This is a genomic window from Kribbella sp. NPDC050281 (genome assembly GCF_040655855.1).
Taxonomy (GTDB): domain Bacteria; phylum Actinomycetota; class Actinomycetes; order Propionibacteriales; family Kribbellaceae; genus Kribbella.
In genome coordinates this window covers 66172-92589 of sequence record NZ_JBFAKS010000016.1, presented here as the reverse complement: position 1 = coordinate 92589, position 26418 = coordinate 66172, and the positions used below count along the sequence as shown (strand labels likewise).

The window sequence follows — 26418 nt, the reverse complement described above, 5'->3', positions numbered from 1 at the left end:
CGTGGGCCAGAAGGTTAACCCGCACGGGTTCCGTCTCGGCATCAGCACCGATCACAAGAGCCGTTGGTACGCCGACAAGCTGTACAAGGACTACGTGGGCGAGGACGTCAAGATCCGCCGCCTGCTGAGCAAGGGCATGGAGCGCGCCGGCATCTCCCGCGTGGAGATCGAGCGCACCCGTGACCGGGTCCGGGTCGACATCCACACCGCCCGTCCGGGCATCGTCATCGGTCGCCGTGGCGCCGAGGCGGACCGGATCCGGGGCAGCCTGGAGGAGCTCACCGGCAAGCAGGTGCAGCTGAACATCCTCGAGGTGAAGAACTCCGAGGTCGACGCCCAGCTGGTCGCGCAGGGCGTTGCCGAGCAGCTGTCCGGCCGCGTGGCGTTCCGCCGTGCGATGCGCAAGGCGATGCAGACCACCATGCGTGGCGGCGCCCTGGGCATCCGGATCCAGTGCTCCGGCCGCCTCGGTGGCGCGGAGATGTCGCGGTCGGAGTTCTACCGTGAGGGCCGGGTGCCACTGCACACGCTCCGCGCGGACATCGACTACGGCTTCTACGAGGCCCGTACGACCTTCGGCCGGATCGGCGTGAAGGTCTGGATCTACAAGGGTGACGTGGCCGGCTCCCGGGCCGAGCGCGAGGCGCAGGCCGCGGCCCGTGCCGCCACTCAGCAGCGCCGCCCGGCCCGTCGCGACGACCGTGGTGGCCGTGGTGGCCGCCGCGACGACCGTCGGGACGACCGTGGTGACCGCGGTGGCCGTGGTGGCGACCGCGCCGAGGCCCCGCGGGCCGAGGCGACCGCCCCCGCTGCCGACAAGCCCGCTGAGACGACCGGAACGGAGAGCTGAACCATGCTCATCCCCCGCAAGGTCAAGCACCGCAAGCAGCACCACCCGAAGCGCTCCGGCGCTGCCAAGGGTGGTACGACGCTGGCCTTCGGTGACTTCGGCATCCAGGCGCTGGAGAACCACTACGTCACCAACCGGCAGATCGAGGCCGCGCGTATCGCGATGACCCGGCACATCAAGCGTGGCGGCAAGGTGTGGATCAACATCTACCCCGACCGCCCGCTGACCAAGAAGCCGGCCGAGACCCGGATGGGTTCCGGTAAGGGTTCGCCGGAGTGGTGGATCGCCAACGTCAAGGCCGGCCGGGTCCTGTTCGAGCTGTCCGGCGTACCGGAGGACATCGCTCGCGAGGCCCTGCGTCGCGCGATCCACAAGTTGCCGATGAAGTGCCGCTTCATCGCCCGAGAGGCAGGTGAGAACTGATGGCTATCCAGACTGCCGCCGAGCTGCGGAACCTGGGCCGGGACGAGCTGATGAGCAAGCTCGGCGAAGCCAAGGAGGAGCTGTTCAACCTCCGGTTCCAGGCTGCCACGGGCCAGCTGGAGTCCCACGGCCGGCTGCGCGCCGTCCGCAAGGACATCGCCCGCATCTACACGGTGCTGACCGAGCGGGCGCTCGGCATCACCGACGAGGTCGACGCCCCGGTCGCTGAGGCCGAGGCCGAGGCTGACGTCGAGGAGACCGCGGACGACAGCGAGAAGGCTGGGAGCAAGGCATGACCGAGAACGCGAAGGACGAGACCGTGAGCACGACCACCCAGACGCGAGGCCGCCGCAAGACCCGTGAGGGCCTGGTGCTGAGCGACAAGATGGACAAGACCGTCGTGGTCCAGGTCGAGGACCGGGTCAAGCACGCGCTGTACGGCAAGGTCATCCGTCGCACCAGCAAGCTGAAGGCGCACGACGAGCAGAACGCCGCCGGTACCGGCGACCGCGTCCTCCTGATGGAGACCCGGCCGCTGTCGGCGACCAAGCGCTGGCGCGTCGTGGAGATCCTCGAGAAGGCCAAGTAGTTGCCCGCACGTCGGGCGACCCATCGAATTTATTCGTTCCGCAAGGCTCACGTGAGTGAGAACCAGCGAGACAACCAGGAGATCAACAGATGATCCAGCAGGAGTCGCGACTGAAGGTCGCCGACAACACGGGTGCGAAGGAGATCCTTTGCATCCGGGTGCTCGGTGGCTCCGGTCGGCGCTACGCCGGTGTCGGTGACACGATCGTCGCCACCGTCAAGGACGCGATCCCGGGCGGCGGTGTGAAGAAGGGTGACGTCGTCAAGGCGGTCGTCGTGCGGACCGTGAAGGAGCGCCGGCGTCCGGACGGCTCCTACATCCGCTTCGACGAGAACGCCGCGGTGATCCTCAAGGCCGACGGCGAGCCCCGCGGTACCCGCATCTTCGGGCCGGTCGGCCGGGAGCTGCGGGAGAAGCGCTTCATGAAGATCATCTCGCTCGCCCCGGAGGTGCTCTGAGATGGCGCAGAGGAAACTGCACGTGAAGAAGGGTGATCTCGTCCGCGTGATCGCCGGCAAGTCCAAGGGCCTCGAGGGCAAGATCATCCAGGTCCTGCCCGACGCCGAGAAGGTCATCGTCGAGGGCGTGAACCGGGTCAAGAAGCACACCAAGGTGCAGCAGGCCCAGCGCGGCGGCACCACGGGTGGCATCGTCACCCAGGAAGCCCCGATCCACGTCTCGAACGTGATGCTCGTCGTCGAGGTCGAGAAGGACGGCAAGAAGCAGAAGGTGACCACCCGCGTCGGCTACAACCGCGTCGAGGTGCAGAAGCGGCGCCCCGACGGCTCGACGTACACCGGTTTCCGGAGCGTCCGGGTCGCGCGGCGTACCGGCGAGGAGATCTGATGACCACCGCAGTGACCGAAACCAGGGTCCAGCCGCGGCTGAAGACGAAGTACCGCGAGGAGATCGTAGGCAAGCTGCAGGAGCAGTTCCAGTTCGAGAACGTCATGCAGGTGCCCGGCCTCACCAAGATCGTGGTGAACATGGGCGTCGGCGAGGCGGCTCGCGACTCGAAGCTGATCGAGGGCGCGGTGAAGGACCTGGCCGCGATCACCGGGCAGAAGCCGCAGGTGACCAAGGCCCGCAAGTCGATCGCGCAGTTCAAGCTGCGTGAGGGCATGCCGATCGGTGCGCACGTGACGCTGCGCGGCGACCGGATGTGGGAGTTCCTGGACCGGCTGCTGGCGCTCGCGCTGCCCCGGATCCGTGACTTCCGCGGTCTGTCGCCGAAGCAGTTCGACGGCACCGGGAACTACACCTTCGGCCTGACCGAGCAGGTGATGTTCCACGAGATCAACCAGGACCGCATCGACCGGGTCCGGGGCATGGACATCACCGTGGTGACCACCGCGAAGAACGACGACGAGGGCCGGGCCCTGCTTCGGCAGCTCGGTTTCCCGTTCAAGGAGAACTGACGTGGCGAAGACAGCACTCAAGGTCAAGCAGGCCCGGAAGCCGAAGTTCGCGGTGCGCGGTTACACCCGCTGCCAGCGCTGCGGCCGGCCGAAGGCGGTCTTCCGCAAGTTCGGCCTGTGCCGGATCTGCCTGCGGGAGATGGCGCACCGGGGCGAGCTGCCCGGTGTGACCAAGTCCAGCTGGTGACCGTCTCCACCCCCGATCTTTTCTCCACTCACCATCTAGTCACCGTAGGTCGCCGGCCGGCGAAACCACGGCGGGAAAGAGGCCCCAGGCCATGACGATGACCGACCCGATCGCAGACATGCTGACGCGTCTGCGCAACGCCAACCAGGCGTACCACGAGTCGACCTCGATGCCGTACAGCAAGATCAAGCAGGGCATCGCCGACATCCTCCAGCAGGAGGGCTACATCTCCTCCTACAAGGTGGAGGAGCCCAAGGAGGGCGCCGTCGGCAAGACCCTGGTCGTCGACCTCAAGTTCGGCCCGAGCCGGGAGCGCTCCATCGCGGGCGTCCGCCGGATCAGCAAGCCGGGTCTGCGGGTCTACGCGAAGTCGACCAGCCTGCCCAAGGTCCTCGGTGGCCTGGGCGTCGCGATCATCTCGACGTCCCAGGGACTGCTGACCGACCGACAGGCCAAGAACAAGGGCGTTGGCGGGGAAGTCCTCGCCTACGTCTGGTGACGAAGAACCGGAAGGAGGACCACAGAAATGTCTCGCATCGGTAAGCTCCCGGTCTCGGTCCCGTCCGGCGTCGACGTCACGATCGACGGCCAGACGGTCACCGTGAAGGGTCCCAAGGGTCAGCTCTCGCACGTTGTGGCTGAGCCCATCGCGGTCAACCGGGACGAGGACGGCGCCATCGCCGTGACCCGCCCGGACGACCAGCGCAAGAGCAAGGAACTGCACGGCCTGTCCCGCACCCTGATCGCCAACCTGGTGACCGGAGTGACGGAGGGCTACGAGAAGAAGCTCGAGATCGTCGGCGTGGGGTACCGCGTCATCTCCAAGGGCCCGGCCCAGCTGGAGTTCTCGCTCGGGTACAGCCACACCATCACGGTGGACGCGCCGGAAGGCATCACGTTCACGGTGGAGGCGCCGACCCGTTTCTCGGTGCAGGGAATCGACAAGCAGTCCGTCGGCGAGGTTGCCGCCAACATCCGCAAGCTGCGCAAGCCCGAGCCGTACAAGGGCAAGGGTGTGCGGTACGCCGGCGAGCAGGTGCGCCGCAAGGTCGGAAAGGCTGGTAAGTAACCATGGCGATCGGACTGCGTCCGCACAAGCACTCCGCCAAGAAGACGGCGTCGCGACTGCGTCGCCAGATCCGGGTCCGGAAGAAGATCAACGGCACGGCCGACCGGCCGCGGCTGGTGGTCACCAAGTCGTCGAGGCACCTGTTCGTACAGGTCATCGACGACGTGGCCGGCAAGACGCTGGCGTCCGCCTCCACCATGGAGGCCGACCTGCGTGGCGCGGAGGCGAACAAGACCGACAAGGCCAAGACCGTCGGCGGCCTGATCGCCGACCGGGCCAAGGCAGCCGGCATCGACTCGGTCGTGTTCGACCGGGCCGGGAACAAGTACCACGGCCGCATCGCGGCCCTGGCCGACGCCGCCCGTGAGGGCGGGCTCGGCTTCTGACATGGCGACACAAAACACAGGAAGAGGTAGTTCGAAATGAGCGGAGGCCAGCAGCGTCGCGGAGGCGGCGCCGGTGGTGAGCGCCGTGGTCGCGACGGTGGTCGCGGTCAGGCAGCTGACAAGACCGCCTACATCGAGCGCGTGGTAGCCATCAACCGTGTCGCCAAGGTCGTGAAGGGTGGTCGTCGCTTCAGCTTCACCGCCCTCGTGGTCGTCGGCGACGGTGAAGGCACCGTCGGTGTGGGTTACGGCAAGGCCAAGGAGGTGCCCGCGGCGATCGCCAAGGGTGTCGAGGAGGCCAAGAAGGCGTTCTTCAAGGTGCCGCGGATCCAGGGCACCATCCCGCACCCGGTCCAGGGCGAGAAGGCCGCAGGCGTTGTCATGCTGCGTCCGGCCGCTCCCGGTACCGGTGTGATCGCGGGTGGCTCGGCACGCGCCGTACTGGAGTGCGCCGGGATCCACGACATCCTCAGCAAGTCGCTGGGCTCGTCCAACGCCATCAACGTCGTGCACGCGACGGTGGCGGCGCTGCGCAGCCTGGAGACCCCGGAGGCCGTGGCCGCGCGCCGTGGCCTGCCGGTCGAGCACGTCGCCCCGGCGGCACTGCTGAAGGCGCGGGCGGAGGCGGCTTCCTGATGGCACGCTTGAAGGTGACCCAGACCCGTTCCGGCATCGGTGGCAAGCAGAACCAGCGCGACACCCTGCGCACGCTGGGCGTGAAGCGGATCGGCGACGTCGCCGTTCACGACGACCGCCCGGAGATCCGTGGCATGGTCCGCACTGTTCGCCACCTCATCACCGTCGAGGAGGTCGACTGACATGGCGCTGAAGGTTCACCACCTGCGTCCGGCGCCCGGTGCCAAGACCGCCAAGACCCGCGTGGGTCGTGGCGAGGGCAGCAAGGGCAAGACGGCCGGCCGCGGTACCAAGGGCAGCAAGGCGCGCAACAACATCCCCGAGTGGTTCGAGGGTGGCCAGATGCCGCTGCACATGCGGCTGCCGAAGCTGAAGGGTTTCAAGAGCAGGAACCGGGTGGAGTTCCAGGTCGTTAACCTGGACAAGCTCGGACAACTGTTCCCCGAAGGTGGCGAGGTCGGCGTGGCCGACCTGGTCGCCAAGGGCGCGGTCCGCAGCGGTCAGCCGGTGAAGGTACTGGGTGACGGCGAACTGACCGTGGCACTGCAGGTTTCGGTGCACAAGTTCTCGAAGTCCGCCCTGGAGAAGATCCAGGCGGCCGGAGGAACCACCACCGAGGTGTAACGAGGTCCAGGGCTCGTGCGAGCCGGCGCTTGATATCGTGCGCTGGAGTTCGGACGAGCCCTGGTTCGTCTCTTGCCCAGCTGCTTTGCTAGGCCCCTGCCCTGAGCGGGCAGAGGAAACATGTGGGAGGACAGGGTGTTAGGCGCCTTTGCCAACGCGTTCAAGACTCCGGACCTGCGCCGGAAGATCTTGTTCGTGCTCTTCATCGTCGTGATCTTCCGGCTCGGTTCGGTCGTGCCGGCGCCTGGCGTGAACGTCCAGTCGCTGAACACCTGCCTCAAGCAGGCGCAGGGTGGCGCCAACGCCAACCTGTACAACCTGATCAACCTGTTCTCCGGCGGCGCGCTGCTGCAGCTCGCGATCTTCGCGCTCGGCATCATGCCGTACATCACCGCCAGCATCATCCTGCAGCTGCTCACCGTGGTCATCCCGCGGCTGGAGTCGCTGAAGAAGGAAGGCCAGGCGGGCCAGGCCAAGATCACCCAGTACACCCGGTTCCTCACCGTTGGTCTGGCGATCCTGCAGTCCACCGCCTTCGTGGCGCTGGCCCGCACCCCGGGCCGGCTGTTCCAGGGCTGCCAGGAGCCACTGCTGCACCGTGACGACTGGTTCACGATCACCGTCATCGTGCTCACCATGACCGCCGGCACCGGCGTGATCATGTGGCTGGGCGAGCTGATCACCGACCGCGGCGTCGGCAACGGCATGTCGATCCTGATCTTCACCCAGATCGTCGCCACCTTCCCGACCCAGCTGTGGAACATCCGCAAGGAGAAGGGCATCCCCACCTTCGTGGTGGTGGTCGCGATCGGACTCGTGATCATGGCCGCGGTCATCTTCATCGAGCAGGCGCAGCGCCGGATCCCGGTGCAGTACGCCAAGCGCATGGTCGGCCGCAGGATGTTCGGCGGCACCTCGACGTACATCCCACTGAAGGTGAACCAGGCCGGTGTCATCCCGGTCATCTTCGCCTCGAGCCTGCTCTACCTACCGGTGCTGGTGAGTCAGTTCCAGCAGGACAAGAAATGGGCCCAGTGGATCCAGGGGAACCTGGTCAAGGGCGACCACCCGATCTACATGGTGACGTACGTCGCGCTGATCATCTTCTTCACCTACTTCTACGTCTCGATTACCTTCAATCCGAAGGAAGTTGCAGACAACATGAAGAAGTACGGCGGCTTCATCCCCGGGATCCGGGCGGGACGGCCGACCGAGGAGTACCTGGGCTACGTGCTGTCCCGCATCACGCTGCCGGGCGCGCTCTACCTGGCGGCGATCTCGATGATCCCGCTGGTGGCGCTCGTCCTGCTGAACGCGAGCCAGAACTTCCCGTTCGGTGGTACGTCGATCCTGATCATGGTCGGCGTCGGACTGGACACGGTGAAGCAGATCGAGAGTCAGCTGCAGCAGCGTAACTACGAAGGGTTCCTGCGCTGATGAGAATGTTGCTGATGGGTCCGCCCGGGGCGGGCAAGGGCACGCAGGCAAAGGTGCTTGCGGAACGCCTGAATATCCCGGCCGTGTCCACCGGCGACATCTTCCGTGCGAACGTCAAGGACGAGACGCCGCTCGGGCTCGAAGCGAAGCGCTACATGGACGCCGGTGACTACGTCCCGGACGAGGTCACCAACGCGATGGTCCGCGACCGGCTGTCCGAGGCGGACGCCGGTGAAGGGTTCCTGCTGGACGGGTACCCGCGGACCCTGGCCCAGGTGGGCACGCTGGACGACATCCTGGCCGAGCACGGCCACAAGCTGGACGCGGTGGTGGCGCTGATCGCCGACATCGACGTACTGGTCGACCGGATGATGAAGCGGTCCCACACCGAGGGCCGCACGGACGACTCCGAAGAGGTCGTCCGGCACCGGCAGGACGTCTACACGGCCGAGACCAAGCCATTGCTGCGCGTGTACGCGCAGCGTGGCCTGCTGTGCGAGGTCGACGGCGTCGGCGAGATCGACGAGGTGAGCGAGCGCGTGCTCGTCGCGCTGAAGTCGATCACGGAGTAAGACACGGGGTGTGATGTTCAGGGACCGCGGCATCGAGATCAAGACCCGCGAGCAGATCCTGTCCATGCGTGCCGCCGGCCTGGTGGTCGGCCGCACGCTGGAGCTGCTCCGCGGTGAGGTCAAGGCCGGAATCAGTACCGGTGAGCTGGACGCGATCGCCGAGGACCACATCCGGTCCTCCGGTGCGGTCCCGTCGTTCAAGGGCTACCACGGCTTCACCGGTTCGATCTGCGCGTCGGTGAACGACGAGATCGTGCACGGCATCCCCGGCGAGCGGGTGCTGGCCGACGGCGACCTGATCTCGATCGACTGCGGTGCGATCGTGGACGGCTGGCACGGTGACGCGGCGATCACGGTCGGTGTCGGCGAGGTCGGTGCCGAGCTGCTCGAGCTGGCCCGGATCTGCGAGGAGTCGATGTGGCGTGGGTTCGCCGCCGCGAAGCTCGGCGGCCGGCTCACCGACATCTCGGCCGCCGTCGAGGCGTATGTCCGAGCCAATTCGTCGTACGGCATCGTCGAGGACTTCGTCGGGCACGGGATCGGTTCGGCGATGCACCAGCCGCCGAACGTTCCGAACTTCGGCCGCCCGGGACGCGGGCCGAAGCTGGTCGAGGGGATGGCACTCGCCGTCGAGCCGATGCTCACGCTCGGCAAGCAGGACAATCACACGCTCGAGGACGACTGGACCGTCGTCACCGACGACGGCCGGTCCGCGGCACACACCGAGCACACCTTCACGCTCACTCCGAAGGGCCCGTGGATCCTCACCGCCCTGGACGGGGGCGAGGCCAAGCTCGCGGAGCTCGGGATCGCCTGCGGCGCCCTCGCCGACTAGAAGAACTACATCCGGGGTCAGCCCATCGGGGGACGCCGCCGAACCCCGGGCTGAGGCACACTTGAGACATGCCTCAGTACCAGCCGCACCAGCGTTTCACCGAAGCCGACCGGGACAAGATCGCCGGGCGGCTGCGGGACGCGTTCGCGGACGGCCGGCTGGACCAGCCCGAGTTCTCCTCCCGTCTGGACCAGCTGTACGCCGTCCAGACCTACGGCGAACTCGAGCCACTGGTGCGTGACCTGCCGCCGGTGCGGACGTACCAGACTCCGGCGGTGGTGCAGGACAGCAAGCCGGCGCCGGCTCCGGGCGAGTTCCCGGAGCGCAAGAAGGACGCGCAGCCGGACCGGCGTGGGGCGATCGGTGGCTTCACCGGTGTCGTGATGGTCAACGTGGTGATCTGGTTCGTGATCGGGCTCGCCAACGGCGGGCACTGGCCGCACTTCTGGCCGGTCTGGCTGCTGATCCCGTGGGCCCTGATCGCGATGGGTAGCCTCGGCAGGCGCCGTTGACAGCCGCCCCGGTCACCCGTCGCCCCGCGGGTCCGCGTCTGCGCCCCGACCTGGCGTGGCAGCTGCGGCGGGGCTCGGCCCTCGTGTACGTGATCTGGTTCGCCGTGGCGATCCCGCTGGTGGTGGCCGGGCTGCTGCTCGAGCCGCGCTGGGTCGGCTGGATGATGCTCGGCTGGTTTCTGGTGCTGATGCTGTTCACATTGGCCATGCGGGTCGCAGACGGCCGGTTGCGGAAGTCCTGGGCCGACGCGGTGACCCAGCTCGGCTGGCGGATCAAGGCCACCGAGCCCGAACTGCGGGAGCGCTGGCCGTTCCCGCCGTTCGACATCGACCCGAACGCCGAGGTGTCCGATGTGACGACGGGCCGGCATCGCGGCCGAGAGTTCTGGACCGGGCGCTTCCGGCACAAGGTAGGGCGCCGTGAGCTCGGCTTCGACTTCCTCGATCTGCAGGTGGATCGGCCGCTCCCGCCACTCCAGGTGCTGCCCGCACCGCTGTCGCAGGTCGCGGCGGCCAGCCTGCTGCCGCTGGACCTGACGGTCGACCGCCTGCCCGGTCGTTACTGCCTGTTCAACGGTCGCGAGGACCACGCGCAGGCGGTGCTGCACCCGCGTGCGGTCGAGGCGCTCGCCCAGGTCCCGCCGTTCGGCTTCAGCTGCGAGGGGCGGCGCTTCGTCGCGATCCTCCCGGCGTACCGCGATTCCGTCACCGCACTTGCCCAACTCGATGCAGCCTGTGACCTTCTGGACCTGATGCCCCAGCAAATCTGGCGCGAAGGCGAACAGTGGGCCGCTACGCACTCCTCCTGAGCAACGGGACCAGGGCGGCCAGGTCCTCGTCGCCGTGGCCGGTCGCGACGGCTCGCCGGAGCAGTTCGCCCATCGGGGCGAGCAGGCCGGGATCGATGCCCTGGGCAACCGATGCGTCGGTCAGGTTGTCGTAGGCCGCCGCCTGCATCGCCAGGTTCGACCCTGCTGCACCGGGCTCCGGGCCTTCGTCCAGCTCCTTGGCGATCCTGGGCAGGCTCCCGAGCATGGCCGTCATCCAGGGAACCAGGAAGTCCTCGGTGAACCGCGTGTACGGGATCTTCTCGCTGCCGACCAGGGCCAGCGCATGCTGGGCACCCCCGAACATCCCGTACATGGCGCTGAGCAGGGCGATGTCGTGCAACGCGGCCAGCCCGGCGTCACTGCCGACGTACTCGGGCCGGCCCAGTACGGCGAGATCCGCGGTGTGCCGTTCGAAGGCAACCGGCGAGCCGCTGTAGAAGACGAAAGCGCCGGGTCCGCCGATCATCGCGGGGACGGCCATGATGCCGCCGTCCAGGTACTCCGCTCCCGCCGCGGCGACTCCTGCCGCGGTGTCCCGGGCCTGGGTGGGAGTGCCGTTGGTCAAGTTGACGATCGCCTTGCCGGAGAGGTCGAGTCCATCGAGCGTGCTCCGAACCGTGGCGTCGACCAGCAGGCAGACGACCACGAGCGGACTGGCGGCGACGGCCTCGGCCGGACTGGTGGCGCGGACGGTGCCGAGGGTGTCCAGCTCGGGAGAGCGTCCAGGGGTTCGGTTCCAGACGGTGGTCGGGTGGCCGGCGGCCAGGAAGGCGTGGGCGAGCGCGGTCCCCATCGCACCCAGCCCGAGCACGGTGACAGGTGTCTTCATGGCGTCAACCCTGGCCCGGAGACTTTAGGATGGACAAGTACCCACTAATTTGTGAGGTACTGACCGAAAGGTAAGTGATGATCCCCTACACCTGCGGGCTGGACGCCGCGGCCGACGTGATCGGCGGGAAGTGGAAGCCGCGGATCCTGTGGGCGCTGCACCACGGGCCGATGCGGTTCGGGGAGTTGCGCCGGGCGATCGCCGGCGTGACGGAGAAGATGCTGATCCAGCAGTTGCGCGAACTGGAGAGCCGCGACATCGTTCACCGCGAGGTGTTCCACCAGGTACCGCCGAAGGTCGAGTACTCACTGACCGACCTCGGCCGGTCACTCAACGTCGCACTGGCCCCTCTGGACGCCTGGGGTGCCGACCACTTGGCCGAGCTGGAGACCTCGCGAGCGGGGTGACCGGGTCTCGATTGGGTTTCGTGTGGGGGAGTGGCGTACACTCTTTCCTTGGCTCTTTGTAGCCTCTGTCTCGTGCTGCCCGCGGCTGCCTGACCTGGTCAGGAGGGCGCCTTGAGCCCGGGCTGGAGCCATGTGTTAACCATCATTCAGTACGACGTCTACAGAAGTGCGAGGACATGCCCAAAAAAGAGGGAGTCATCGAACTCGAGGGCACCATCGTTGAGGCCCTGCCGAACGCGATGTTCCGTGTTGAGCTGTCCAACGGGCACAAGGTGCTCGCGCACATCAGCGGCAAGATGAGGCAGCACTACATCCGGATCCTCCCCGAGGACCGGGTCGTCGTGGAGCTGTCGCCGTACGACCTCACCCGAGGTCGCATCGTCTACCGGTACAAGTAAGACCACCACCAACACCTGTCGAAGAAAGAAGCTCGATGAAGGTCAATCCGAGCGTCAAGAAGATCTGCGACAAGTGCAAGGTGATCCGCCGTCACGGCCGGGTCATGGTGATCTGCGAGAACCCGCGGCACAAGCAGCGGCAGGGCTGACAGCCCCCAGTCGAGCAGCACACAGCACTTTCGCACCACAGCGCGCATGCTCGTCCGGCCAGGAAACTCAGGCCGGACGTCGCCCCCGGAACAGAGGCCGGGGCCTTGCCGGTGACAACAAACTCACCGAGGCGGGCAAGGACGCGGCGCGCCACCACACCTCTGCCGACGAAAGGAACACCGCCACATGGCACGCCTCGTAGGAGTCGACCTTCCGCGCGACAAGCGCATCGAGGTCGCTCTGACCTACATCTTCGGTGTAGGCCGTACTCGCGCCCTGGAGACGCTGCAGAACACCGGGGTTTCCGGTGACAAGCGCGTCCACGAACTGGGCGACGACGAACTGGTGAAGCTCCGGGACTGGATCGAAGCCAACTACAAGATCGAAGGTGACCTCCGCCGTGAGGTGACCGCGGACATCCGCCGCAAGATCGAGATCGGGTCGTACCAGGGTCGCCGGCACCGCAGCGGCCTGCCGGTGCGTGGTCAGCGCACGCGGACCAACGCCCGCAGCCGCAAGGGTCGTCGCAAGGCGATCGCCGGTAAGAAGAAGAAGTGATGACCCGGATGACTTTCGACCACCCCAGGAGCAACTGACCTATGCCTCCCAAGAGCCGCACAGCGGCCGGCGCGAAGAAGGTGCGCCGCAAGGAGAAGAAGAACGTGGCCGCCGGCCACGCGCACATCAAGAGCACGTTCAACAACACGATCGTGACGATCACCGACCCGACCGGCGCGGTCATCTCGTGGGCTTCCGCGGGCACCGTCGGCTTCAAGGGTTCGCGCAAGTCCACCCCGTTCGCCGCGCAGATGGCAGCCGAGGCTGCCGGCCGTCGCGCGATGGAGCACGGCATGCGCAAGATCGACGTCTTCGTCAAGGGTCCCGGCTCCGGCCGGGAGACCGCGATCCGTTCCCTGGGTGCGGTCGGCCTCGAGGTCGGCACCATCCAGGACGTCACCCCGACCGCCCACAACGGCTGCCGCCCGCCGAAGCGGCGCCGGGTCTGATCCAGAGAGGTAGGTAGCGAACATGGCCCGTTACACCGGACCGATGACCAAGAAGTCGCGCCGTCTCGGGGTCGACCTCGTCGGTGGCGACAAGGCGTTCGAGCGCCGTCCGTACCCGCCGGGTATGCACGGCCGCGGCCGTCCCAAGGAGAGCGAGTACCTGCTCCAGCTGCGCGAGAAGCAGAAGGCCCGCTTCTCGTACGGCGTCCTGGAGAAGCAGTTCCGCCGGTACTACGAGGAGGCCTCGCGGCGCTCCGGCAAGACCGGTGACAACCTGCTGATCATCCTGGAATCCCGGCTGGACAACGTGGTCTACCGTTCCGGCCTGGCCCGGACCCGGCGGCAGGCCCGTCAGCTCGTCGTCCACGGTCACTTCACCGTGAACGGCGTCAAGGTGAACATCCCGTCGTACCGGGTGGCTGCCCACGACATCATCGATGTCAAGGCGAAGTCGGCCGAGACGACCCCGTTCATCATCGCCCGGGAGACGCACTCCGAGCGCGTCGTCCCGGCGTGGCTCGAGGTGATGCCCGAGAGGCTGCGGATCCTCGTCCACCAGCTGCCGACCCGGCAGCAGATCGACACCCAGGTCGCCGAGCACCTGATCGTCGAGCTCTACTCGAAGAACTGATCTCAGTCCCGCCGGCGGTCTGGTGGCCGCCGGCGGGACCGGTTCTGTGCTTCACCCATCGCGACCTCAAATAGTGGTCGTCGCGACAGACAAGGAAAACCACAGTGCTTATCGCACAACGCCCCACCCTGACCGAAGAGGTCGTCGGCGAGCACCGCTCGCGGTTCGTGATCGAGCCGCTCGAGCCGGGCTTCGGCTACACCCTCGGCAACTCGATCCGCCGGACCCTGCTGTCCTCCATCCCCGGTGCCGCCGTGACCAGCATCAAGGTCGACGGTGTCCTGCACGAGTTCTCGACCGTTGCCGGGGTCAAGGAAGACGCCACCCAGCTGATCTTGAACCTCAAGGACCTGGTCGTGTCCTCCGAGCACGACGAGCCGGTCACCATGTACCTGCGCAAGCAGGGCCCCGGTGACGTCACCGCCGCCGACATCGCGCCGCCGGCCGGTGTCGAGGTGCACAACCCGGACCTGAAGATCGCCACCCTGAACGAGAAGGGCCGGCTCGAGATGGAGCTGGTCGTCGAGCGGGGCCGCGGTTACGTCTCCGCGATCCAGAACAAGTCCGCCGACGCCGAGATCGGCCGCATGCCGGTCGACTCGATCTACTCGCCGGTGCTCAAGGTCACCTACAAGGTCGAGGCGACCCGTGTCGAGCAGCGCACCGACTTCGACCGGCTGGTCGTCGACGTCGAGACCAAGCCGTCGATGCTGCCCCGCGACGCCGTCGCGTCGGCCGGTAAGACGCTGGTCGAGCTGTTCGGCCTGGCCCGCGAGCTCAACGTCGAGGCCGAGGGCATCGACATCGGCCCGTCGCCGGTGGACGAGCAGATGGCCGCCGACCTGGCGCTGCCGGTCGAGGACCTGCAGCTGACCGTCCGGTCGTACAACTGCCTCAAGCGCGAGGGCATCCACACCGTGGGTGAGCTGATCTCGCGCAGCGAGCAGGACCTGCTGGACATCCGCAACTTCGGCTCGAAGTCGATCGACGAGGTCAAGCTGAAGCTGGCCGAGATGGGCCTGTCGCTGAAGGACTCGCCTCCTGGCTTCGACCTGCGTGCGGCCGCCGAGGCCTACGGCACCGAGGCCGAGGACGAGGACGAGAGCTTCGCCGAGACCGAGCAGTACTGAGCTACCGAGCCCAACCCACCCCGGGTCCGAGCGGGCCTGAGATTCCTGGAGTAAGAGATGCCAACCCCCACCAAGGGTGCCCGGCTGGGCGGCAGCCCGGCGCACGAGAAGCTGATCCTCAGCAACCTCGCGACGTCGCTGTTCGAGCACGGCGCCATCACCACCACCGCGGCCAAGGCCAAGCGCCTGCAGCCGCTGGCGGAGTCGATGATCACCAAGGCGAAGCGTGGTGACCTGAACTCGCGCCGGCAGGTGATGAAGCGGATCAAGGACAAGAGCGTCGTGCACGTGCTCTTCACCGAGATCGGCGAGCGGTACGCCGACCGTCCGGGCGGCTACACCCGGATCACCAAGCTCGGGCCGCGCAAGGGCGACAATGCCCCGATGGTGAAGATCGAGCTGGTCGAGGCGCTGGCGGACTCGCCGAAGGCCAAGAAGACCGCGAAGAAAGCCCCGGCCAAGAAGGCGGCGGCGAAGAAGGCTGACGCCGAGGACAAGGCCGACGACAAGGTCGAGGACAATGTCGAGGACGAGGCCAAGGTCCAGGACGTCGTGGACGAGAAGGTCCAGGACGAGACTCCGGAGACCGAGGACAAGTAACACCCAGCTCTCCACAGCGCCCCTCACCGCACGGTGAGGGGCGCTGTTTGCGTTAGATTGCCGTGTGCGCTGGCGGATCGACCTCAAGTACGACGGAACAGCCTTCCACGGCTGGGCCCGGCAGGAGGGTCTCCGGACCGTGCAAGGAGCCCTGGAAGAGGCGATCCGGGTCGTCCTCCGGCTGCCCGAGCCGCTGACGGTCACCTGCGCCGGCCGGACGGACACCGGCGTCCACGCCCGCGGTCAGGTCGCTCATGTGGACGTCGAAGGCGCTGTAGAGCCGCTCAGGCTCCTCAGAGGCCTCAATGGCGTCCTACCCGAGGATGTAGCTGTCGCGGCCGTCACAGCCGCTCCAGACGGCTTTGACGCCCGTTTCTCCGCGCTGGCCCGTCGCTACGTGTATCGGCTCTGTGACGATCCGGCCGGGTGGGACCCGCTGACCCGCGGGCATGTACTGCGGGTCGGCCGCCCGATGGACGTGGGCCGGATGAACGCCGCCGCGGCCGGTCTGCTCGGCGAGCACGACTTCGCCGCCTTCTGCAAGAAGCGCGAAGGCGCCAGCACAGTGCGCGCCTTGCTGGAGTTCTCCTGGCAACGCACCGCCGTGGGACAGCTGGAAGGCACGGTGATCGCTGACGCCTTCTGCCACTCGATGGTCCGGGCTCTGGTCGGCTCCATGGTCCCCGTTGGTGACGGACGCCGTGACGTCGAGTGGCCGGCCGCTGTACTGGCCGGCAAGGTCCGGGACTCGGCCGTGTCGGTGCTGCCCGCGCACGGCCTCACACTGGAGGAAGTGCGCTACCCGGCGGATGACGAGTTGGCCGCACGGGCGCTGCAGGCCCGCCAAGTGAGGGGAGAGGTGCACCAGCGTGGCTGACCACTACTTCTCGGCAGAGCCCGGTTCCGCGGACGTACGACGTACTGTCGAGGCGCGGATCTGGGGTCGCGAGTACACCTTCACGACCGCGACCGGGGTGTTCTCCCGGGATCGCTTGGACATCGGTACGGCGGTATTGCTGCGCGAGGTGGACCCTCCGACCGGTTCCGGGACGTTCCTCGACCTGGGGACCGGCTACGGCCCGATCGCCTGTGCCATCGCGGTGGAGGCACCCGAGGCGCAGGTGTGGGCGGTCGACGTGAACACCCGGGCGCTGGAGCTGACCGCGGAGAACGCCAAGGCCGCAGGGGTTGCGGACCGCGTGCACCCGGTGCTGCCGGACGGCGTACCAGCGGAGGTTCGGTTCGACGAGATCTGGTCGAATCCGGCGATCCACATCGGCAAGGCGGAGTTGCACAAGATGCTGCTGCTCTGGCTGGGCCGTCTTGCCCCCGGTGGCGTGGCACGCTTCGTTGTCGGCAAGAACCTGGGCGGTGACTCGTTGCAGCGCTGGCTGACCGAGCAGGGCTATCCCTGCGACCGGACCGGCAGCGCGAAGGGGTTCCGGGTACTGCGTGCAACGAACGCGGGCCCGTCGCCGTCCTGAGGGTATGGAGGCAGCCTTGGCGGCAGCAGAGGCACGGACGAGCCCGATCGAGTTCGAGCTCTGGGTCACCGAGAAGGCAGACGCGCTGCTGCGGTTCGCGTACGTCCTGACCGGGGACAAGGCCCTGGCCGAGGACGCCGTCCAGGATGCCCTGACGACAGCCTGCGCCCGGTGGAGCCGGGTCAGCAGGGCCGACGACCCCGAGGCGTACGTGAAGCGAATGGTGGTGAACGCACACATCTCCTGGTGGCGCCGGTTCCGCCGCCGCGAGGCACCGTCGCCCGACCCGATCCGGGCCGCGCCGTCCGCCTCGGACGGTGCGACTGCGCGCGCCGAGTCCGATGCGGTCTGGGCACTGTGCGCGACGCTGCCGGACAAGCAGCGGGCAGCCGTCGTACTGCGCTTCTACGAGGAGCTCTCGTACGCCGAGATCGGTGCGCTGCTGCACTGCGCGGAGGCGACCGCCCGATCGCACGTACACCGAGCACTGGCCGCACTGAAAACCACGCTGAGCAAGGAAGGAGCCGAGGATGCCTGAGCACGACCCTGAGCAGGAGCTCGGCCCCAAAATCTCCTCGGCGTTCCAGAACAAGGCCGACGCCAGTGAGCTGACTGGCAGCGGGATGGCGAGGGAAGCGCGCCGGCGCGTCCGGAAAAGGCGCCAGACACTCACCATGGCCGCGGCGGCGGCCGTGGTGGCAATAGCCATCGGCGGTGTGTGGAACGCGGTGGGCAACGAGGTGCCGACCGCATCGAACGCCAGCGACACTGGCGCGAAGGAGGCGGCCGGATCCGGCTCCGCTGCAGGCCCGTCGAACCCAGGCATCCTGCCGAACAAGGAGGATGCGCCCTGTCCGCCCGACCACCCGATCCTGAAGGCCGGCGGTCACAACACGGTCCCGGCCGGGACCGGACTGGACCTGGCGACGCCAGTGACCGGACTGCAGGCGTGCCGCTATCGCCTCACGCCCGGCGCGACCGGACTGCTGGGGCAGCAGCGGTTCAACGCGGACGTAGCGCAGCAGGTGGTCGACGCGATCAAGGTGCTGCCGGAGCGCAACCCGTCCTTGCCGGTCTTCAAGTGCACCCCACAGTCGGCTCAGCCGTCCGAGGCGGTTGTGCTGCGTTTCGACACCGCTGACGGCGTCCGTGAGGTGTGGGTCGAGTACGACGGCTGTGACTCGGCCGGCTTCTTCACCGGCACCCACACCTACGGCCTGTTCGCCGCTCCCCTCAAGCTGTTCATGGTCGATTCGGTCAGACCGACCGGAGGCACATTCCTGAGCGCTCTCGGGGACTGGTGACGATAAGGGTTCGCCTGTCGGTGGGTACGACGGTCAGACTGGTGGGATGGGCCACGTAGATGTCGCCGGGATCGGTTACGAGCTGCCGGACGGGCGGGTGTTGCTGGACGACATCACGTTCCGGGTGGCCGACGGGGCCAAGGTCGCGCTGGTCGGGGCGAACGGTTCCGGCAAGACCACGCTGACCAGGATCATCGCGGGCGACCTGAAGCCGCACTCCGGCAGCATCGCGCGGTCCGGCGGGCTCGGCGTGATGCGCCAGTTCGTCGGCTCGGTGCGCGATTCGTCGACCGTGCGCGACCTGCTGCTCGGTGTCGCACCGCAGGCGATCCAGGACGCCGCGGCCAAGCTGGACAAGGCCGAGCTGACGATGATGGACGCCGACGACGAGAAGACCCAGCTGAAGTACGCGCAGGCGGTGTCCGACTGGGGTGAGGTCGGCGGCTACGACGCCGAGGTTCTGTGGGACGTCTGTACGACGGCCGCCCTCGGCGTACCGTTCGACCGCTGTCGCTGGCGTGAGGTGAAGACGCTGTCCGGCGGTGAGCAGAAGCGCCTGGTGCTGGAGGCCCTGCTGCGCGGTCCGGACCAGGTCCTGATGCTCGACGAGCCGGACAACTACCTCGACGTACCGGGTAAGCGCTGGCTGGAGGAGCAGCTCCGCAGCACCGACAAGACCGTGCTCTACATCAGCCACGACCGTGAGCTGCTGGCCAACACCGCCACCCAGATCGTCACCGTCGAGCTGGGAGCCGCGGGCAACACCGCCTGGACACACGGCGGCGGGTTCCGGACGTACCACGAGGCCCGGCAGCACCGGTTCGAACGGTTCGAGGAGCTGCGCAAGCGGTGGGACGAGGAGCACGCGAAGCTCCGCGCGCTGATGCTCATGTACAAGCAGAAGGCGGCGTACAACTCCGACATGGCGTCGCGCTACCGGGCCGCACAGACCCGGCTGCGCAAGTTCGAGGAGGCCGGTCCGCCGCAGGCGCTGCCGCGCGAGCAGAAGGTCAGCATGCGCCTCACCGGTGGCCGCACCGGCAAGCGTGCGGTGGTGTGCAGCGCGCTGGAGCTCACGGGACTGATGAAGCCCTTCGACCTGGAGGTCTGGTACGGCGAACGCGTCGCCGTACTGGGGTCCAACGGGTCCGGGAAGTCACACTTCCTTCGGCTGCTCGCCAACGGTGGCTCCGACCCGGACATCGAGCACCAGCCGATCGGCGACGTGCAGATCGCTCCGGTCGCGCACACCGGCAAGGCCAAGCTCGGTGCCCGCGTCCGGCCGGGATGGTTCGCGCAGACGCACGAGCACCCGGAGCTGGTCGGCCGGACGTTGCTGGAGATCCTGCACCGGGGCGACGAGCACCGGGAGGGGATGGGCCGCGAGCTGGCGTCGCGGAAGCTGGACCGGTACGAGCTGGCGCACGCGGCCGAGCAGACGTTCGACAGTCTGTCCGGCGGACAGCAGGCGCGGTTCCAGATCCTGCTGCTCGAGCTGTCCGGTGCGACGCTGCTCCTGCTCGACGAGCCGACCGACAACCTGGACGTCGAGTCCGCCGAGGCGCTGGAGGAAGGCCTGGACTCCTTCGATGGCACGGTGCTGGCGGTCACCCACGACCGCTGGTTCGCCCGCGGCTTCGACCGCCACCTCGTCTTCGGTGCCGACGGCACCGTCTACGAGTCCGACGAACCGGTCTGGGACGAGGGCCGAGTAGAACGCGCCCGCTAAGGCGCGGTGCACCAGCCGTCGCGGTAGGCGGCCCAGTTGGCCGGGGTGGCGGTGAAGTCGACGTACAGGGCCAGACCGAAGTTCTGACGGTCCGAGGTGCCCAGCCCTAGCCGGGCGCCTCGGACTGCGGCCTCGACGGTCTCCGCATGGCCCCAGTGCGACGGCTTGCTCTCCCAGTACGCCGGCAGCCCCATGAGCAGGTCGGTGGACGCGGGAGCCACCTCCAGCGCGAGCTTGGTCTGCTTGGCGACATAGCCGCCGTACAGAGACTCCAGTGGCATGGCAGTGTCGTAGGACATCACGGCGATCTGCTCGACCCGGCGCGCGACCTCACCGAAGTACTCCTGCGACCACCACTTGTCGATCGGGATCCTATGGAGCTGCCAGAGCGGGTCGATCTGGGCAGCCGCGACGGACAGAGGTACTCCGAGGGCACGGGTTGCATCCAGCACCGCGAGAAAACCCTGAGAGCCGGACTTCACCGGCTCGAAGTCGTAGTGGATGCCCTGAAAGCCCTGGTCCAGAACAGCTTTCGCCGACGCGACCACTCGGGTGCGCACCGCAGGGTCGTCCAGATCCATCCCCGGGTCCTTCCCCGGCTGTACGACGTCCCCGAGCCAGGCCTGCACGCGTACGTCGGGAGCCGCCGTTCGCATCGCCTCCGTGAACCAGCGGGCCTTCGGTGAGATCTTGGCCAACGGCAAAGAACCGTCGTGCTCCAGCGGACCGGTGTGGACGTACAGATCCCGGATGCCAGTGCCCTTCAGTTGCTGGGCCAATGCGGTGACATCGGCCGCCGTCTTGCGTCCGTCGACCCAGGCGTGGCCGAGCCACAGCGCGTCGTGGTTCCGCGTCCGCGTGTCGGCTGCGGGCTCGCCGACGTACTGCAGGCGCAACGACACCGGGTACGCCGACAGCAGTAGGACCAGCGCCAGCGCGATGACCACAAGGACGCGGCGCCTCCGCGACCAGCGCCTCACGAACGAGGCTTCAGGCCGTCATAGACCAGGACAAGCATCCGATCCCGCACCTCCGGCGTCAGCCCGACCGCCGTCGCACCGCGCGAGGCCCCGATCAGCAGGGCATACACCTCGGCGAACTGCGCGTCGGCCCGCACTGCGCCGCTGCTCTGAGCCCGGGCGAGCAGCTTGTCGAAGGCCTCGCGCATGCCGGCCCCCGCCTCCCGCACACCCGTGCCGAGGGCCGGTCCGGCGGCGATCAGCGCCTCGCCGATCGCCAGCTTCGTCGCCGACTCCGCCACGACCTGGCTGAAGAACCCGAAGAACGCAGGCCCGGGATCGTCGCTCGCGGCCAGCTCCAGCGCCCGGTCGCGCAGCCGCTCCAGCCGCAACGTCAGCACCGCCTCGAGCAGATCGACCTTGGTCGGGAAGTGCCGGAACACGGTCGCGATGCCGACGCCGGCCAGTTTCGCGACGTCGTCGGTGGACGCGTTCGGCGACCGGCCGAACACCTCGTCCGCCGCGGTCATGATCCGGGCCCGGTTGTCCCGCGCGTCTGCTCGCACTCTTGTCCCTTCCCTCGCCTCTCAGCCTAGGAGACGCCGCCCGACGACCGGGGGTTGTAAACGAAGTCGTCACTTCGTATATTCGGAGTCAACACTCCATTTAAGCGTGAGGACAGTGATGACACCCGAAGAGGTTTTCCTGAAGCTGGTGCACGGCGTCGCCGACCGGGACTTCGCCGCGCTCCCCGAGCTGTACGCCGAGCAGACCGACGTACGCCATCCGATGAACCCGTTCGGTGACCACCCGCTGCGGTCCCGGGACGAGCTGCGGCAGCACTTCGGCGGCCTCGGTCCGAAGGTGATGGAGGCGGTGCGGTTCCAGCCGGAGAACATCCGGGTCCACCAGACCACCGACCCCGAGGTGATCGTCGCCGAGTTCGACTACGCCGGCACGGTGCTGGCGACCGGGGAGCCGTACCGCACGCCGTGCATCTTCGTACTGCGGATCCGCGACGGCCTGATCGTCGAGTCCCGCGACTACATCGACCATGTCACGAACATCCGGGCCCGCGGCCAGTCCGAAGCACTGATAGCAACTCTGCGGGAACCGGCCGGCGCCCCCGCCGCGTCGTAGTCCGCAGAGGCGCCGGATGGCCCCGGACCGAGGCAACCGAGCCCGCCCGGGGCCATCTCCAACTCTCAGACGCCCTCTCACACCCGCAGCCGTACCGGCGAGGCGGCCAGAGCTTTCGCGGCGATCACCAGGCCGGCGGCCGCCAGCACGATGTCCTTCAGTACGTACTGCGCCTCCAGCGTCGGAGCACCCGGGAACAGGTCGCTGAAGAACAGCACCAGCGGCGACATGATCCCGACCAGCGAGAACCCGAGCACCAGCAGTCCGGTGCGCAGGAACCGGCCGGAGACCAGCGTCAGTCCGATGAAGCACTCCATCACCGCGGTCAGCAGCACCGCGGAGCGGCCGTGGATGACGCCGAGAGTCAGCGTGTCGATGGTCCGCATCACCAGCGCCTCCGCCGGGCTCGCACCCGGGAAGAACTTCAGTACGCCGAAGATGAGAAAGATCAGTCCGAGACTGACCCGCAGGATGTCGACACTCTGCCGGCCGAGCCAGTCGGCCAGTCGATTTCCCTTGTACAGCAAGGCATTCATGGTGGTCTCCCTGTCCTGTTCGATGTCACGAACAGACTCCCGAAAACCACCCGCCTACCGCGTCGGGCAGCCGAGGGCACTTCTGCTACCCCAGCCGCGGTAGGCCTCAGGGTGACCCTGAGGCCTGAGGGAGTAGGTCACTCGAGCCGGCGCGCACCGCCACGTGAGCATCTGTAGAGCACGCCCCGCAGGACCCGCCCGCAGGTGCCGGGGGCGTGAACACCTTCTGGGTGGCTCGGACAGCTCACGTCATGTCCAAGCCCACCAGAAGGTGTTCAAGCCGGCAGCTCGCGGGGTCGGCGGCGAGGGCTGCAACCGCGCGGCCGACGAACTGTGGGGACTCCGAGTCGGTGAGGTCGATGTACTCCGCCGCACGCAGAACCGATTCGGTGCGTACCAGGCCTGGGTACAACGACACCGCGGCCACGCCGTGGTCGCGGAGTTCGTGGGCCATGCAGGCGACCATGTGGTCGGTCGCTGCCTTCGCTGCGCCGTACGCGACGCCGGTGTCGTCTTCTCAGCGTCCTCCGAGGAGACGTTGACGATCAGCCCCGACCCCTGGGAGACCATCGTCGGGACCGCCGCCACGCCCGTCACGTAGTGCGCGCGCACCCCGGCCTGGAACGCCGAGTCCCAGCGCTCGAGCGGCTGGGTCCAGAAGCCGGCTTCCTCCCAGAACGGCGTACCGTCCCAGAAGTACTCGTAGCCTCCCCAGACGTTGTTCACCAGTACGTCGAGACGCCCGGCATCGGTCACGACCTGCCGCACCGCCTGCATGGTCTGCTCGTCGTCGCGGTGATCTCACGCGATGGCCACCCCGCGCCCACCGACGGCCGTCACCTCCTCGGCCGTCTCCTGCACGGTGCCGGGCAGCGGCGTCGGGTGCTCCTCGCCGCTCTCCGTCCGTCCAGTCACATAGACCGTCGCCCCCTGCTCAGCGAGCCCGAGCGCGATCCCCTTCCCCACCCCACGACTGGCCCCAGTCACCAGCGCAACCTTCCCCACCAACCTGTCCAGCAGCCGAAGCTGCCTCTGCCAACCAGTTGACGCAGTGGCCCGCGGAGAAGCAATTGTTAGCTTGCGTGGGTGGAAGATCTGGGACTCGTGGCTTTGGCCACCGGAGCCGATCAGGACCGAGCGGCTCGTGCTCCGTGAGCCCGAGGCGCGGGACTGGGCGGCGTTCATCGAACTGCACGCCTCGCCCGAGGTGAACGCCTACCTCGGCGGTCCCCGCCCGCGGGACGAGCTCGAGCGCGAGCTGCCCGAGGTGCCCGCGCGCCGGCCCGGGAATTTCGTCGTCGAGCTCGACGGGGCGATGATCGGCCAGATCCTGCTCAGGAGAGCAACCGGGCACAGTCGCCCGGCTGCGGTGGGGAAGGCCGACCTCGGCGACCTGCTCCTGCCGCGGGCGTGGGGATTCGGGTACGTCGCCGAGGCGTGCGCGGCGGCACTCGACTGGTTCGACGGCGTCCTGCCCGGCGAGCCGGTGGTGCTCTCCACCCTGTCCGCCAACGCCGGCTCGATGCGCCTCGCCGCGAAGCTGGGTTCACCGAGGTCGAGCGCTTCGAAGCCTGGGACGCCGAACAGTGGCTCGGCCTACGCTCGGCCCCGCCGCCCGGCTGAGCTCGTGACGGAATCGCCACCCCGGCTGCTGGATGCCGGCTGGCAGAGCCGGCCGTCGCGGCTTTCTGTCTGTGGCCACGGCTAGCATGGACGACCAGTGGTAGCAGTGCGTGGTTTGTGACGCCGAAGTTGCCCAAAGACAGGTATTCGGGCCCCGGACGATCCGACGAGCGGCCTGAGCATCGGGGGAGGCCCAGGTGAGTGGAGCGGTGGATCACGGCGAGGCGCGCCGGTTGTTGCTGGCACAGGTGCGGGAAGCCTACGGACGCGCCGCGTACACCCACAAGACCCACGAGAAGCAGGCCGACCTCTGCTTCGAGAGTCACAAGCGGCAGCAGCGACTCCTCCTAACCCTTGCCGTGATCAGCTCAGGTTCTTTTCTGGCGTCGTTGCTCGGCTTGCTCGTGAACGAGTCCTGGGCCGCGCTTGGCACCTCCTTCATCGCCCTGCTCGTCACCGGCATCAATCTCGGCACCAAGACGTTCAAGTATGGCGAGGATACGCAGAAGCACCGTGACGTCGCGGCGAAGGTCTGGAACCTTCGCGAGTCCTACCAGTCGCTGATCGTCGATCTGCAGTCGAACACCATCACCGTCGACGAGGGCCGTGCGCGGCGAGACAGCCTCCAGCGGGAGGCGCTGGCGACTTATGGTGAGGCGCCCAGGTCTACCGCCAAGGCGTATCACCGCGCCCAGGAAGCCCTGCAGCGTAAGGAAGATCTGACGTTCTCAACCGAGGAGCTCGACCTCCTGTTGCCGGCGGGGCTTCGGAGCACCGCGGAGCGAGGACGCGATGAAGGTAAGTGAGATCTTCGACGGCATGCTGGACAATCTCAAGGTCGACAACCGGCCCGCGATCGCCAGACGTCGCGACGAGATTGCGAAGGCACTGAACAAGGAGTTTCGCTCCCTCGTTGGCTCAACCAACAACCAGCTAATGGTCGGCTCCTACGGCCGGGGGTCTGCCATCCGCGGAATCTCGGACCTTGACATGCTGTACATCCTCCCACCGGCCATCCGCGACAACTACAAAGGGGACACAGGACCGCAGCGGGTCCTCGTCCGCACGCGTGACGCAATACGGAGCCGATACCCGAGCACCGAGGTGAGCGTCGACCAGTGCGTCATCGTGGTGCAGTTCCAGAACTTTAAGTTCGAGGTCCAGCCCGTGTTCGAGAACGACGACGATTCGTTCTCCTATCCAGATACGTACTCCCAATCGTGGAAGATCACGAAGCCTCGCGCGGAGATCGATGCCATCCGCACGCGGGATTCCATCACCAGCGGGAACCTGCGGAATCTTTGCAAGATGGCACGCGCGTGGAAGAACGCGCACGGGGTCGTCATGGGCAGGCTGCTGATCGACACGCTGGCCTACAACTTCTTCCAGACGAGCACCGACTACGATGACGCGTCGACGTCCGACTACGACGTCATGGCCCGCGACTTCTTCAAGTTTCTCTCCGAAGAGGACGACCACCAGCACTACGCCGCGCTCGGCAGCGGTCAGCGGGTCAAGGTCAAGAAGCCGTTCCAGCGCAGGGCGAAGCGGGCCTACAACCTGTGCCTCGAGGCCATCGAGGCGGAGGGTAAGTCGAGTATGAGCAAGCAGTGGCGAGCGGTGTTCGGCAAGCAAGTCCCGGCTTCCCTGGCCGCGGCGCTCTCGCACGAGGCGTACTCGTTCGACAACACCGAGGAGTTCATCGAGGACCGGTACCCGATCGACGTTCGGTACGGGCTCACGATCGACTGCAAGGTCACGCAGGATGGGTTCAGGACGCTTTGGCTCGGGGACTTGCTGGCCAAGCGGTTGCCGCTGCGGACGAAGAAGGACCTGGTCTTCACAATCTCCGAATGTGAGGTGCCGCAGCCGTACAGCATCAAGTGGAAAGTCCTCAACCGAGGCGACGAAGCTGAGCGACGCAACAACATTCGGGGCCAGATCACCGATCCGAACCGCCGCGCAGGCGGACGTCAGGAGATCACGAGCTTCCGGGGTGACCACTACGTCGAGTGCTACGTGATCAAGGCCGGGGTGGTCGTTGCGCGGGATCGAATTGAGGTCCCGATTCAACCAGCCTGAGGCCTGGAGACGTCTCCGGGCCTCAGGGAGTGACGCATGGT

40 protein-coding genes and 1 pseudogene are annotated in these 26418 nt (G+C 67.4%); 36 read left to right on the top strand and 5 right to left on the bottom strand.

Annotated features, from left to right (window positions below):
• Nucleotide 1 precedes the first annotated feature (1 nt).
• From rpsC to AB0I34_RS19185, 19 genes are all read left to right on the top strand, one after another.
• The gene (rpsC, locus tag AB0I34_RS19275) at nucleotides 2–850 is read left to right on the top strand and encodes a 30S ribosomal protein S3 (protein ID WP_131361009.1); all 849 of its coding nucleotides are present in this window, start codon (nucleotides 2–4) and stop codon (nucleotides 848–850) included.
• A 3-nt stretch (nucleotides 851–853) separates the two neighbouring features.
• The gene (rplP, locus tag AB0I34_RS19270; RefSeq protein ID WP_131361007.1) at nucleotides 854–1273 is read left to right on the top strand and encodes a 50S ribosomal protein L16; all 420 of its coding nucleotides are present in this window, start codon (nucleotides 854–856) and stop codon (nucleotides 1271–1273) included.
• Nucleotides 1273–1569 carry a 50S ribosomal protein L29 gene (gene rpmC, locus AB0I34_RS19265; protein ID WP_360446663.1) on the top strand — a complete coding sequence of 99 codons (297 nt, stop codon included), beginning with the start codon at nucleotides 1273–1275 and terminating at the stop codon, nucleotides 1567–1569. The genes rplP and rpmC overlap by 1 nt, the downstream gene beginning before the upstream one ends.
• Nucleotides 1566–1862, top strand: coding sequence for a 30S ribosomal protein S17 (gene rpsQ / locus AB0I34_RS19260; RefSeq protein WP_131361003.1), 297 nt, complete (start codon nucleotides 1566–1568; stop codon nucleotides 1860–1862). The genes rpmC and rpsQ overlap by 4 nt, the downstream gene beginning before the upstream one ends.
• Nucleotides 1863–1951: 89 nt before the next feature.
• Nucleotides 1952–2320, top strand: a complete 369-nt coding sequence (gene rplN / locus AB0I34_RS19255) for a 50S ribosomal protein L14 (protein ID WP_012923677.1) — start codon at nucleotides 1952–1954, stop codon at nucleotides 2318–2320.
• Between the two features lies 1 nt (nucleotide 2321).
• Nucleotides 2322–2708 carry a 50S ribosomal protein L24 gene (rplX, locus tag AB0I34_RS19250; RefSeq protein WP_131361001.1) on the top strand — a complete coding sequence of 129 codons (387 nt, stop codon included), beginning with the start codon at nucleotides 2322–2324 and terminating at the stop codon, nucleotides 2706–2708.
• Nucleotides 2708–3280, top strand: a complete 573-nt coding sequence (gene rplE / locus AB0I34_RS19245) for a 50S ribosomal protein L5 (protein WP_131360999.1) — start codon at nucleotides 2708–2710, stop codon at nucleotides 3278–3280. The genes rplX and rplE overlap by 1 nt, the downstream gene beginning before the upstream one ends.
• Nucleotide 3281: 1 nt before the next feature.
• Nucleotides 3282–3467: a type Z 30S ribosomal protein S14 gene (locus AB0I34_RS19240; protein ID WP_012923674.1), complete on the top strand. Its 186-nt coding sequence runs from the start codon at nucleotides 3282–3284 to the stop codon at nucleotides 3465–3467.
• Between the two features lie 91 nt (nucleotides 3468–3558).
• Complete coding sequence (gene rpsH, locus AB0I34_RS19235) at nucleotides 3559–3966, top strand: 30S ribosomal protein S8 (protein ID WP_131512855.1); 408 nt, start codon at nucleotides 3559–3561, stop codon at nucleotides 3964–3966.
• Between the two features lie 27 nt (nucleotides 3967–3993).
• A complete protein-coding gene (gene rplF / locus AB0I34_RS19230) occupies nucleotides 3994–4536 on the top strand; it encodes a 50S ribosomal protein L6 (protein ID WP_131360995.1) in 543 nt (180 codons plus the stop codon).
• A 2-nt stretch (nucleotides 4537–4538) separates the two neighbouring features.
• Complete coding sequence (gene rplR / locus AB0I34_RS19225) at nucleotides 4539–4922, top strand: 50S ribosomal protein L18 (protein ID WP_131360993.1); 384 nt, start codon at nucleotides 4539–4541, stop codon at nucleotides 4920–4922.
• A 36-nt stretch (nucleotides 4923–4958) separates the two neighbouring features.
• Nucleotides 4959–5558 (top strand): 30S ribosomal protein S5, encoded by a 600-nt coding sequence (gene rpsE, locus AB0I34_RS19220; RefSeq protein WP_360446659.1) that lies wholly within the window; start codon nucleotides 4959–4961, stop codon nucleotides 5556–5558.
• Nucleotides 5558–5740: a 50S ribosomal protein L30 gene (gene rpmD / locus AB0I34_RS19215; protein WP_012923669.1), complete on the top strand. Its 183-nt coding sequence runs from the start codon at nucleotides 5558–5560 to the stop codon at nucleotides 5738–5740. The genes rpsE and rpmD overlap by 1 nt, the downstream gene beginning before the upstream one ends.
• Before the next feature lies 1 nt (nucleotide 5741).
• A complete protein-coding gene (gene rplO / locus AB0I34_RS19210) occupies nucleotides 5742–6182 on the top strand; it encodes a 50S ribosomal protein L15 (protein ID WP_131512858.1) in 441 nt (146 codons plus the stop codon).
• A 135-nt stretch (nucleotides 6183–6317) separates the two neighbouring features.
• Nucleotides 6318–7619 carry a preprotein translocase subunit SecY gene (gene secY, locus AB0I34_RS19205; RefSeq protein ID WP_360446656.1) on the top strand — a complete coding sequence of 434 codons (1302 nt, stop codon included), beginning with the start codon at nucleotides 6318–6320 and terminating at the stop codon, nucleotides 7617–7619.
• Nucleotides 7619–8191 (top strand): adenylate kinase, encoded by a 573-nt coding sequence (locus tag AB0I34_RS19200; protein WP_131360987.1) that lies wholly within the window; start codon nucleotides 7619–7621, stop codon nucleotides 8189–8191. The genes secY and AB0I34_RS19200 overlap by 1 nt, the downstream gene beginning before the upstream one ends.
• Nucleotides 8192–8201: 10 nt before the next feature.
• Nucleotides 8202–9026 carry a type I methionyl aminopeptidase gene (gene map, locus AB0I34_RS19195; protein ID WP_360446654.1) on the top strand — a complete coding sequence of 275 codons (825 nt, stop codon included), beginning with the start codon at nucleotides 8202–8204 and terminating at the stop codon, nucleotides 9024–9026.
• A 68-nt stretch (nucleotides 9027–9094) separates the two neighbouring features.
• A complete protein-coding gene (locus AB0I34_RS19190) occupies nucleotides 9095–9538 on the top strand; it encodes a DUF1707 domain-containing protein (protein WP_131512861.1) in 444 nt (147 codons plus the stop codon).
• Nucleotides 9535–10347 (top strand): hypothetical protein, encoded by an 813-nt coding sequence (locus AB0I34_RS19185; protein WP_360446652.1) that lies wholly within the window; start codon nucleotides 9535–9537, stop codon nucleotides 10345–10347. The genes AB0I34_RS19190 and AB0I34_RS19185 overlap by 4 nt, the downstream gene beginning before the upstream one ends.
• On the opposite strand, the gene AB0I34_RS19180 is transcribed toward AB0I34_RS19185, so the two are convergent.
• Nucleotides 10331–11197, bottom strand: coding sequence for an NAD(P)-binding domain-containing protein (locus tag AB0I34_RS19180; protein ID WP_360446650.1), 867 nt, complete (start codon nucleotides 11195–11197; stop codon nucleotides 10331–10333). The genes AB0I34_RS19185 and AB0I34_RS19180 overlap by 17 nt on opposite strands.
• Before the next feature lie 77 nt (nucleotides 11198–11274).
• On the opposite strand from AB0I34_RS19180, the gene AB0I34_RS19175 reads away from it, so the two are divergent.
• The 13 genes from AB0I34_RS19175 (at nucleotide 11275) to AB0I34_RS19115 (ending at nucleotide 20037) form a co-directional block, all read left to right on the top strand.
• Nucleotides 11275–11604 (top strand): helix-turn-helix domain-containing protein, encoded by a 330-nt coding sequence (locus tag AB0I34_RS19175; protein ID WP_360446648.1) that lies wholly within the window; start codon nucleotides 11275–11277, stop codon nucleotides 11602–11604.
• Between the two features lie 176 nt (nucleotides 11605–11780).
• Nucleotides 11781–12002 (top strand): translation initiation factor IF-1, encoded by a 222-nt coding sequence (gene infA / locus AB0I34_RS19170; RefSeq protein WP_012923661.1) that lies wholly within the window; start codon nucleotides 11781–11783, stop codon nucleotides 12000–12002.
• A 35-nt stretch (nucleotides 12003–12037) separates the two neighbouring features.
• Entirely contained in the window at nucleotides 12038–12151 is a 114-nt protein-coding gene (rpmJ, locus tag AB0I34_RS19165; RefSeq protein WP_008361054.1) for a 50S ribosomal protein L36, read from the top strand.
• Between the two features lie 187 nt (nucleotides 12152–12338).
• Complete coding sequence (gene rpsM, locus AB0I34_RS19160) at nucleotides 12339–12710, top strand: 30S ribosomal protein S13 (RefSeq protein WP_131360979.1); 372 nt, start codon at nucleotides 12339–12341, stop codon at nucleotides 12708–12710.
• Between the two features lie 41 nt (nucleotides 12711–12751).
• Complete coding sequence (gene rpsK, locus AB0I34_RS19155; RefSeq protein ID WP_012923659.1) at nucleotides 12752–13159, top strand: 30S ribosomal protein S11; 408 nt, start codon at nucleotides 12752–12754, stop codon at nucleotides 13157–13159.
• A 22-nt stretch (nucleotides 13160–13181) separates the two neighbouring features.
• Nucleotides 13182–13790, top strand: coding sequence for a 30S ribosomal protein S4 (rpsD, locus tag AB0I34_RS19150; protein WP_131360977.1), 609 nt, complete (start codon nucleotides 13182–13184; stop codon nucleotides 13788–13790).
• Nucleotides 13791–13894: 104 nt separating this feature from the next.
• Complete coding sequence (locus tag AB0I34_RS19145) at nucleotides 13895–14920, top strand: DNA-directed RNA polymerase subunit alpha (protein WP_131360975.1); 1026 nt, start codon at nucleotides 13895–13897, stop codon at nucleotides 14918–14920.
• A gap of 57 nt (nucleotides 14921–14977) precedes the next feature.
• Nucleotides 14978–15520, top strand: a complete 543-nt coding sequence (rplQ, locus tag AB0I34_RS19140) for a 50S ribosomal protein L17 (RefSeq protein ID WP_360446645.1) — start codon at nucleotides 14978–14980, stop codon at nucleotides 15518–15520.
• A 64-nt stretch (nucleotides 15521–15584) separates the two neighbouring features.
• Nucleotides 15585–16397, top strand: coding sequence for a tRNA pseudouridine(38-40) synthase TruA (truA, locus tag AB0I34_RS19135; protein ID WP_360446643.1), 813 nt, complete (start codon nucleotides 15585–15587; stop codon nucleotides 16395–16397).
• A complete protein-coding gene (locus AB0I34_RS19130) occupies nucleotides 16390–17004 on the top strand; it encodes a methyltransferase (protein ID WP_360446641.1) in 615 nt (204 codons plus the stop codon). Before truA ends, AB0I34_RS19130 begins: the two co-directional genes overlap by 8 nt.
• A gap of 16 nt (nucleotides 17005–17020) precedes the next feature.
• Complete coding sequence (locus AB0I34_RS19125) at nucleotides 17021–17542, top strand: SigE family RNA polymerase sigma factor (protein ID WP_360446639.1); 522 nt, start codon at nucleotides 17021–17023, stop codon at nucleotides 17540–17542.
• Complete coding sequence (locus AB0I34_RS19120; protein WP_360446637.1) at nucleotides 17535–18308, top strand: hypothetical protein; 774 nt, start codon at nucleotides 17535–17537, stop codon at nucleotides 18306–18308. The genes AB0I34_RS19125 and AB0I34_RS19120 overlap by 8 nt, the downstream gene beginning before the upstream one ends.
• A gap of 46 nt (nucleotides 18309–18354) precedes the next feature.
• The gene (locus AB0I34_RS19115) at nucleotides 18355–20037 is read left to right on the top strand and encodes an ATP-binding cassette domain-containing protein (protein ID WP_360446635.1); all 1683 of its coding nucleotides are present in this window, start codon (nucleotides 18355–18357) and stop codon (nucleotides 20035–20037) included.
• Here AB0I34_RS19115 and AB0I34_RS19110 read toward each other — a convergent pair.
• Nucleotides 20034–20984 carry a hypothetical protein gene (locus tag AB0I34_RS19110; RefSeq protein ID WP_360446633.1) on the bottom strand — a complete coding sequence of 317 codons (951 nt, stop codon included), beginning with the start codon at nucleotides 20982–20984 and terminating at the stop codon, nucleotides 20034–20036. The two genes, AB0I34_RS19115 and AB0I34_RS19110, sit on opposite strands and share 4 nt — an antisense overlap.
• A gap of 29 nt (nucleotides 20985–21013) precedes the next feature.
• Nucleotides 21014–21562, bottom strand: a complete 549-nt coding sequence (locus AB0I34_RS19105) for a TetR/AcrR family transcriptional regulator (RefSeq protein ID WP_360446631.1) — start codon at nucleotides 21560–21562, stop codon at nucleotides 21014–21016.
• Nucleotides 21563–21680: 118 nt separating this feature from the next.
• Between AB0I34_RS19105 and AB0I34_RS19100 the strand changes: the two genes are divergently transcribed.
• Nucleotides 21681–22136, top strand: a complete 456-nt coding sequence (locus tag AB0I34_RS19100; protein WP_360446629.1) for a nuclear transport factor 2 family protein — start codon at nucleotides 21681–21683, stop codon at nucleotides 22134–22136.
• A gap of 77 nt (nucleotides 22137–22213) precedes the next feature.
• On the opposite strand, the gene AB0I34_RS19095 is transcribed toward AB0I34_RS19100, so the two are convergent.
• Nucleotides 22214–22672 (bottom strand): DoxX family protein, encoded by a 459-nt coding sequence (locus tag AB0I34_RS19095; RefSeq protein WP_360446627.1) that lies wholly within the window; start codon nucleotides 22670–22672, stop codon nucleotides 22214–22216.
• 244 nt (nucleotides 22673–22916) lie between these two features.
• Nucleotides 22917–23638, bottom strand: a pseudogene (locus AB0I34_RS19090) (SDR family NAD(P)-dependent oxidoreductase).
• A 112-nt stretch (nucleotides 23639–23750) separates the two neighbouring features.
• On the opposite strand from AB0I34_RS19090, the gene AB0I34_RS19085 reads away from it, so the two are divergent.
• The 3 genes from AB0I34_RS19085 to AB0I34_RS19075 all read left to right on the top strand — a co-directional run bounded on the left by AB0I34_RS19085 (nucleotide 23751) and on the right by AB0I34_RS19075 (nucleotide 26377).
• On the top strand, nucleotides 23751–24380 hold the full coding sequence (locus AB0I34_RS19085; RefSeq protein ID WP_360446625.1) for a GNAT family N-acetyltransferase: 630 nt from the start codon (nucleotides 23751–23753) through the stop codon (nucleotides 24378–24380).
• A gap of 112 nt (nucleotides 24381–24492) precedes the next feature.
• Nucleotides 24493–25101, top strand: coding sequence for an SLATT domain-containing protein (locus AB0I34_RS19080; RefSeq protein ID WP_360446624.1), 609 nt, complete (start codon nucleotides 24493–24495; stop codon nucleotides 25099–25101).
• Nucleotides 25088–26377 carry a nucleotidyltransferase gene (locus tag AB0I34_RS19075; protein ID WP_360446623.1) on the top strand — a complete coding sequence of 430 codons (1290 nt, stop codon included), beginning with the start codon at nucleotides 25088–25090 and terminating at the stop codon, nucleotides 26375–26377. The genes AB0I34_RS19080 and AB0I34_RS19075 overlap by 14 nt, the downstream gene beginning before the upstream one ends.
• Nucleotides 26378–26418: the final 41 nt, after the last annotated feature.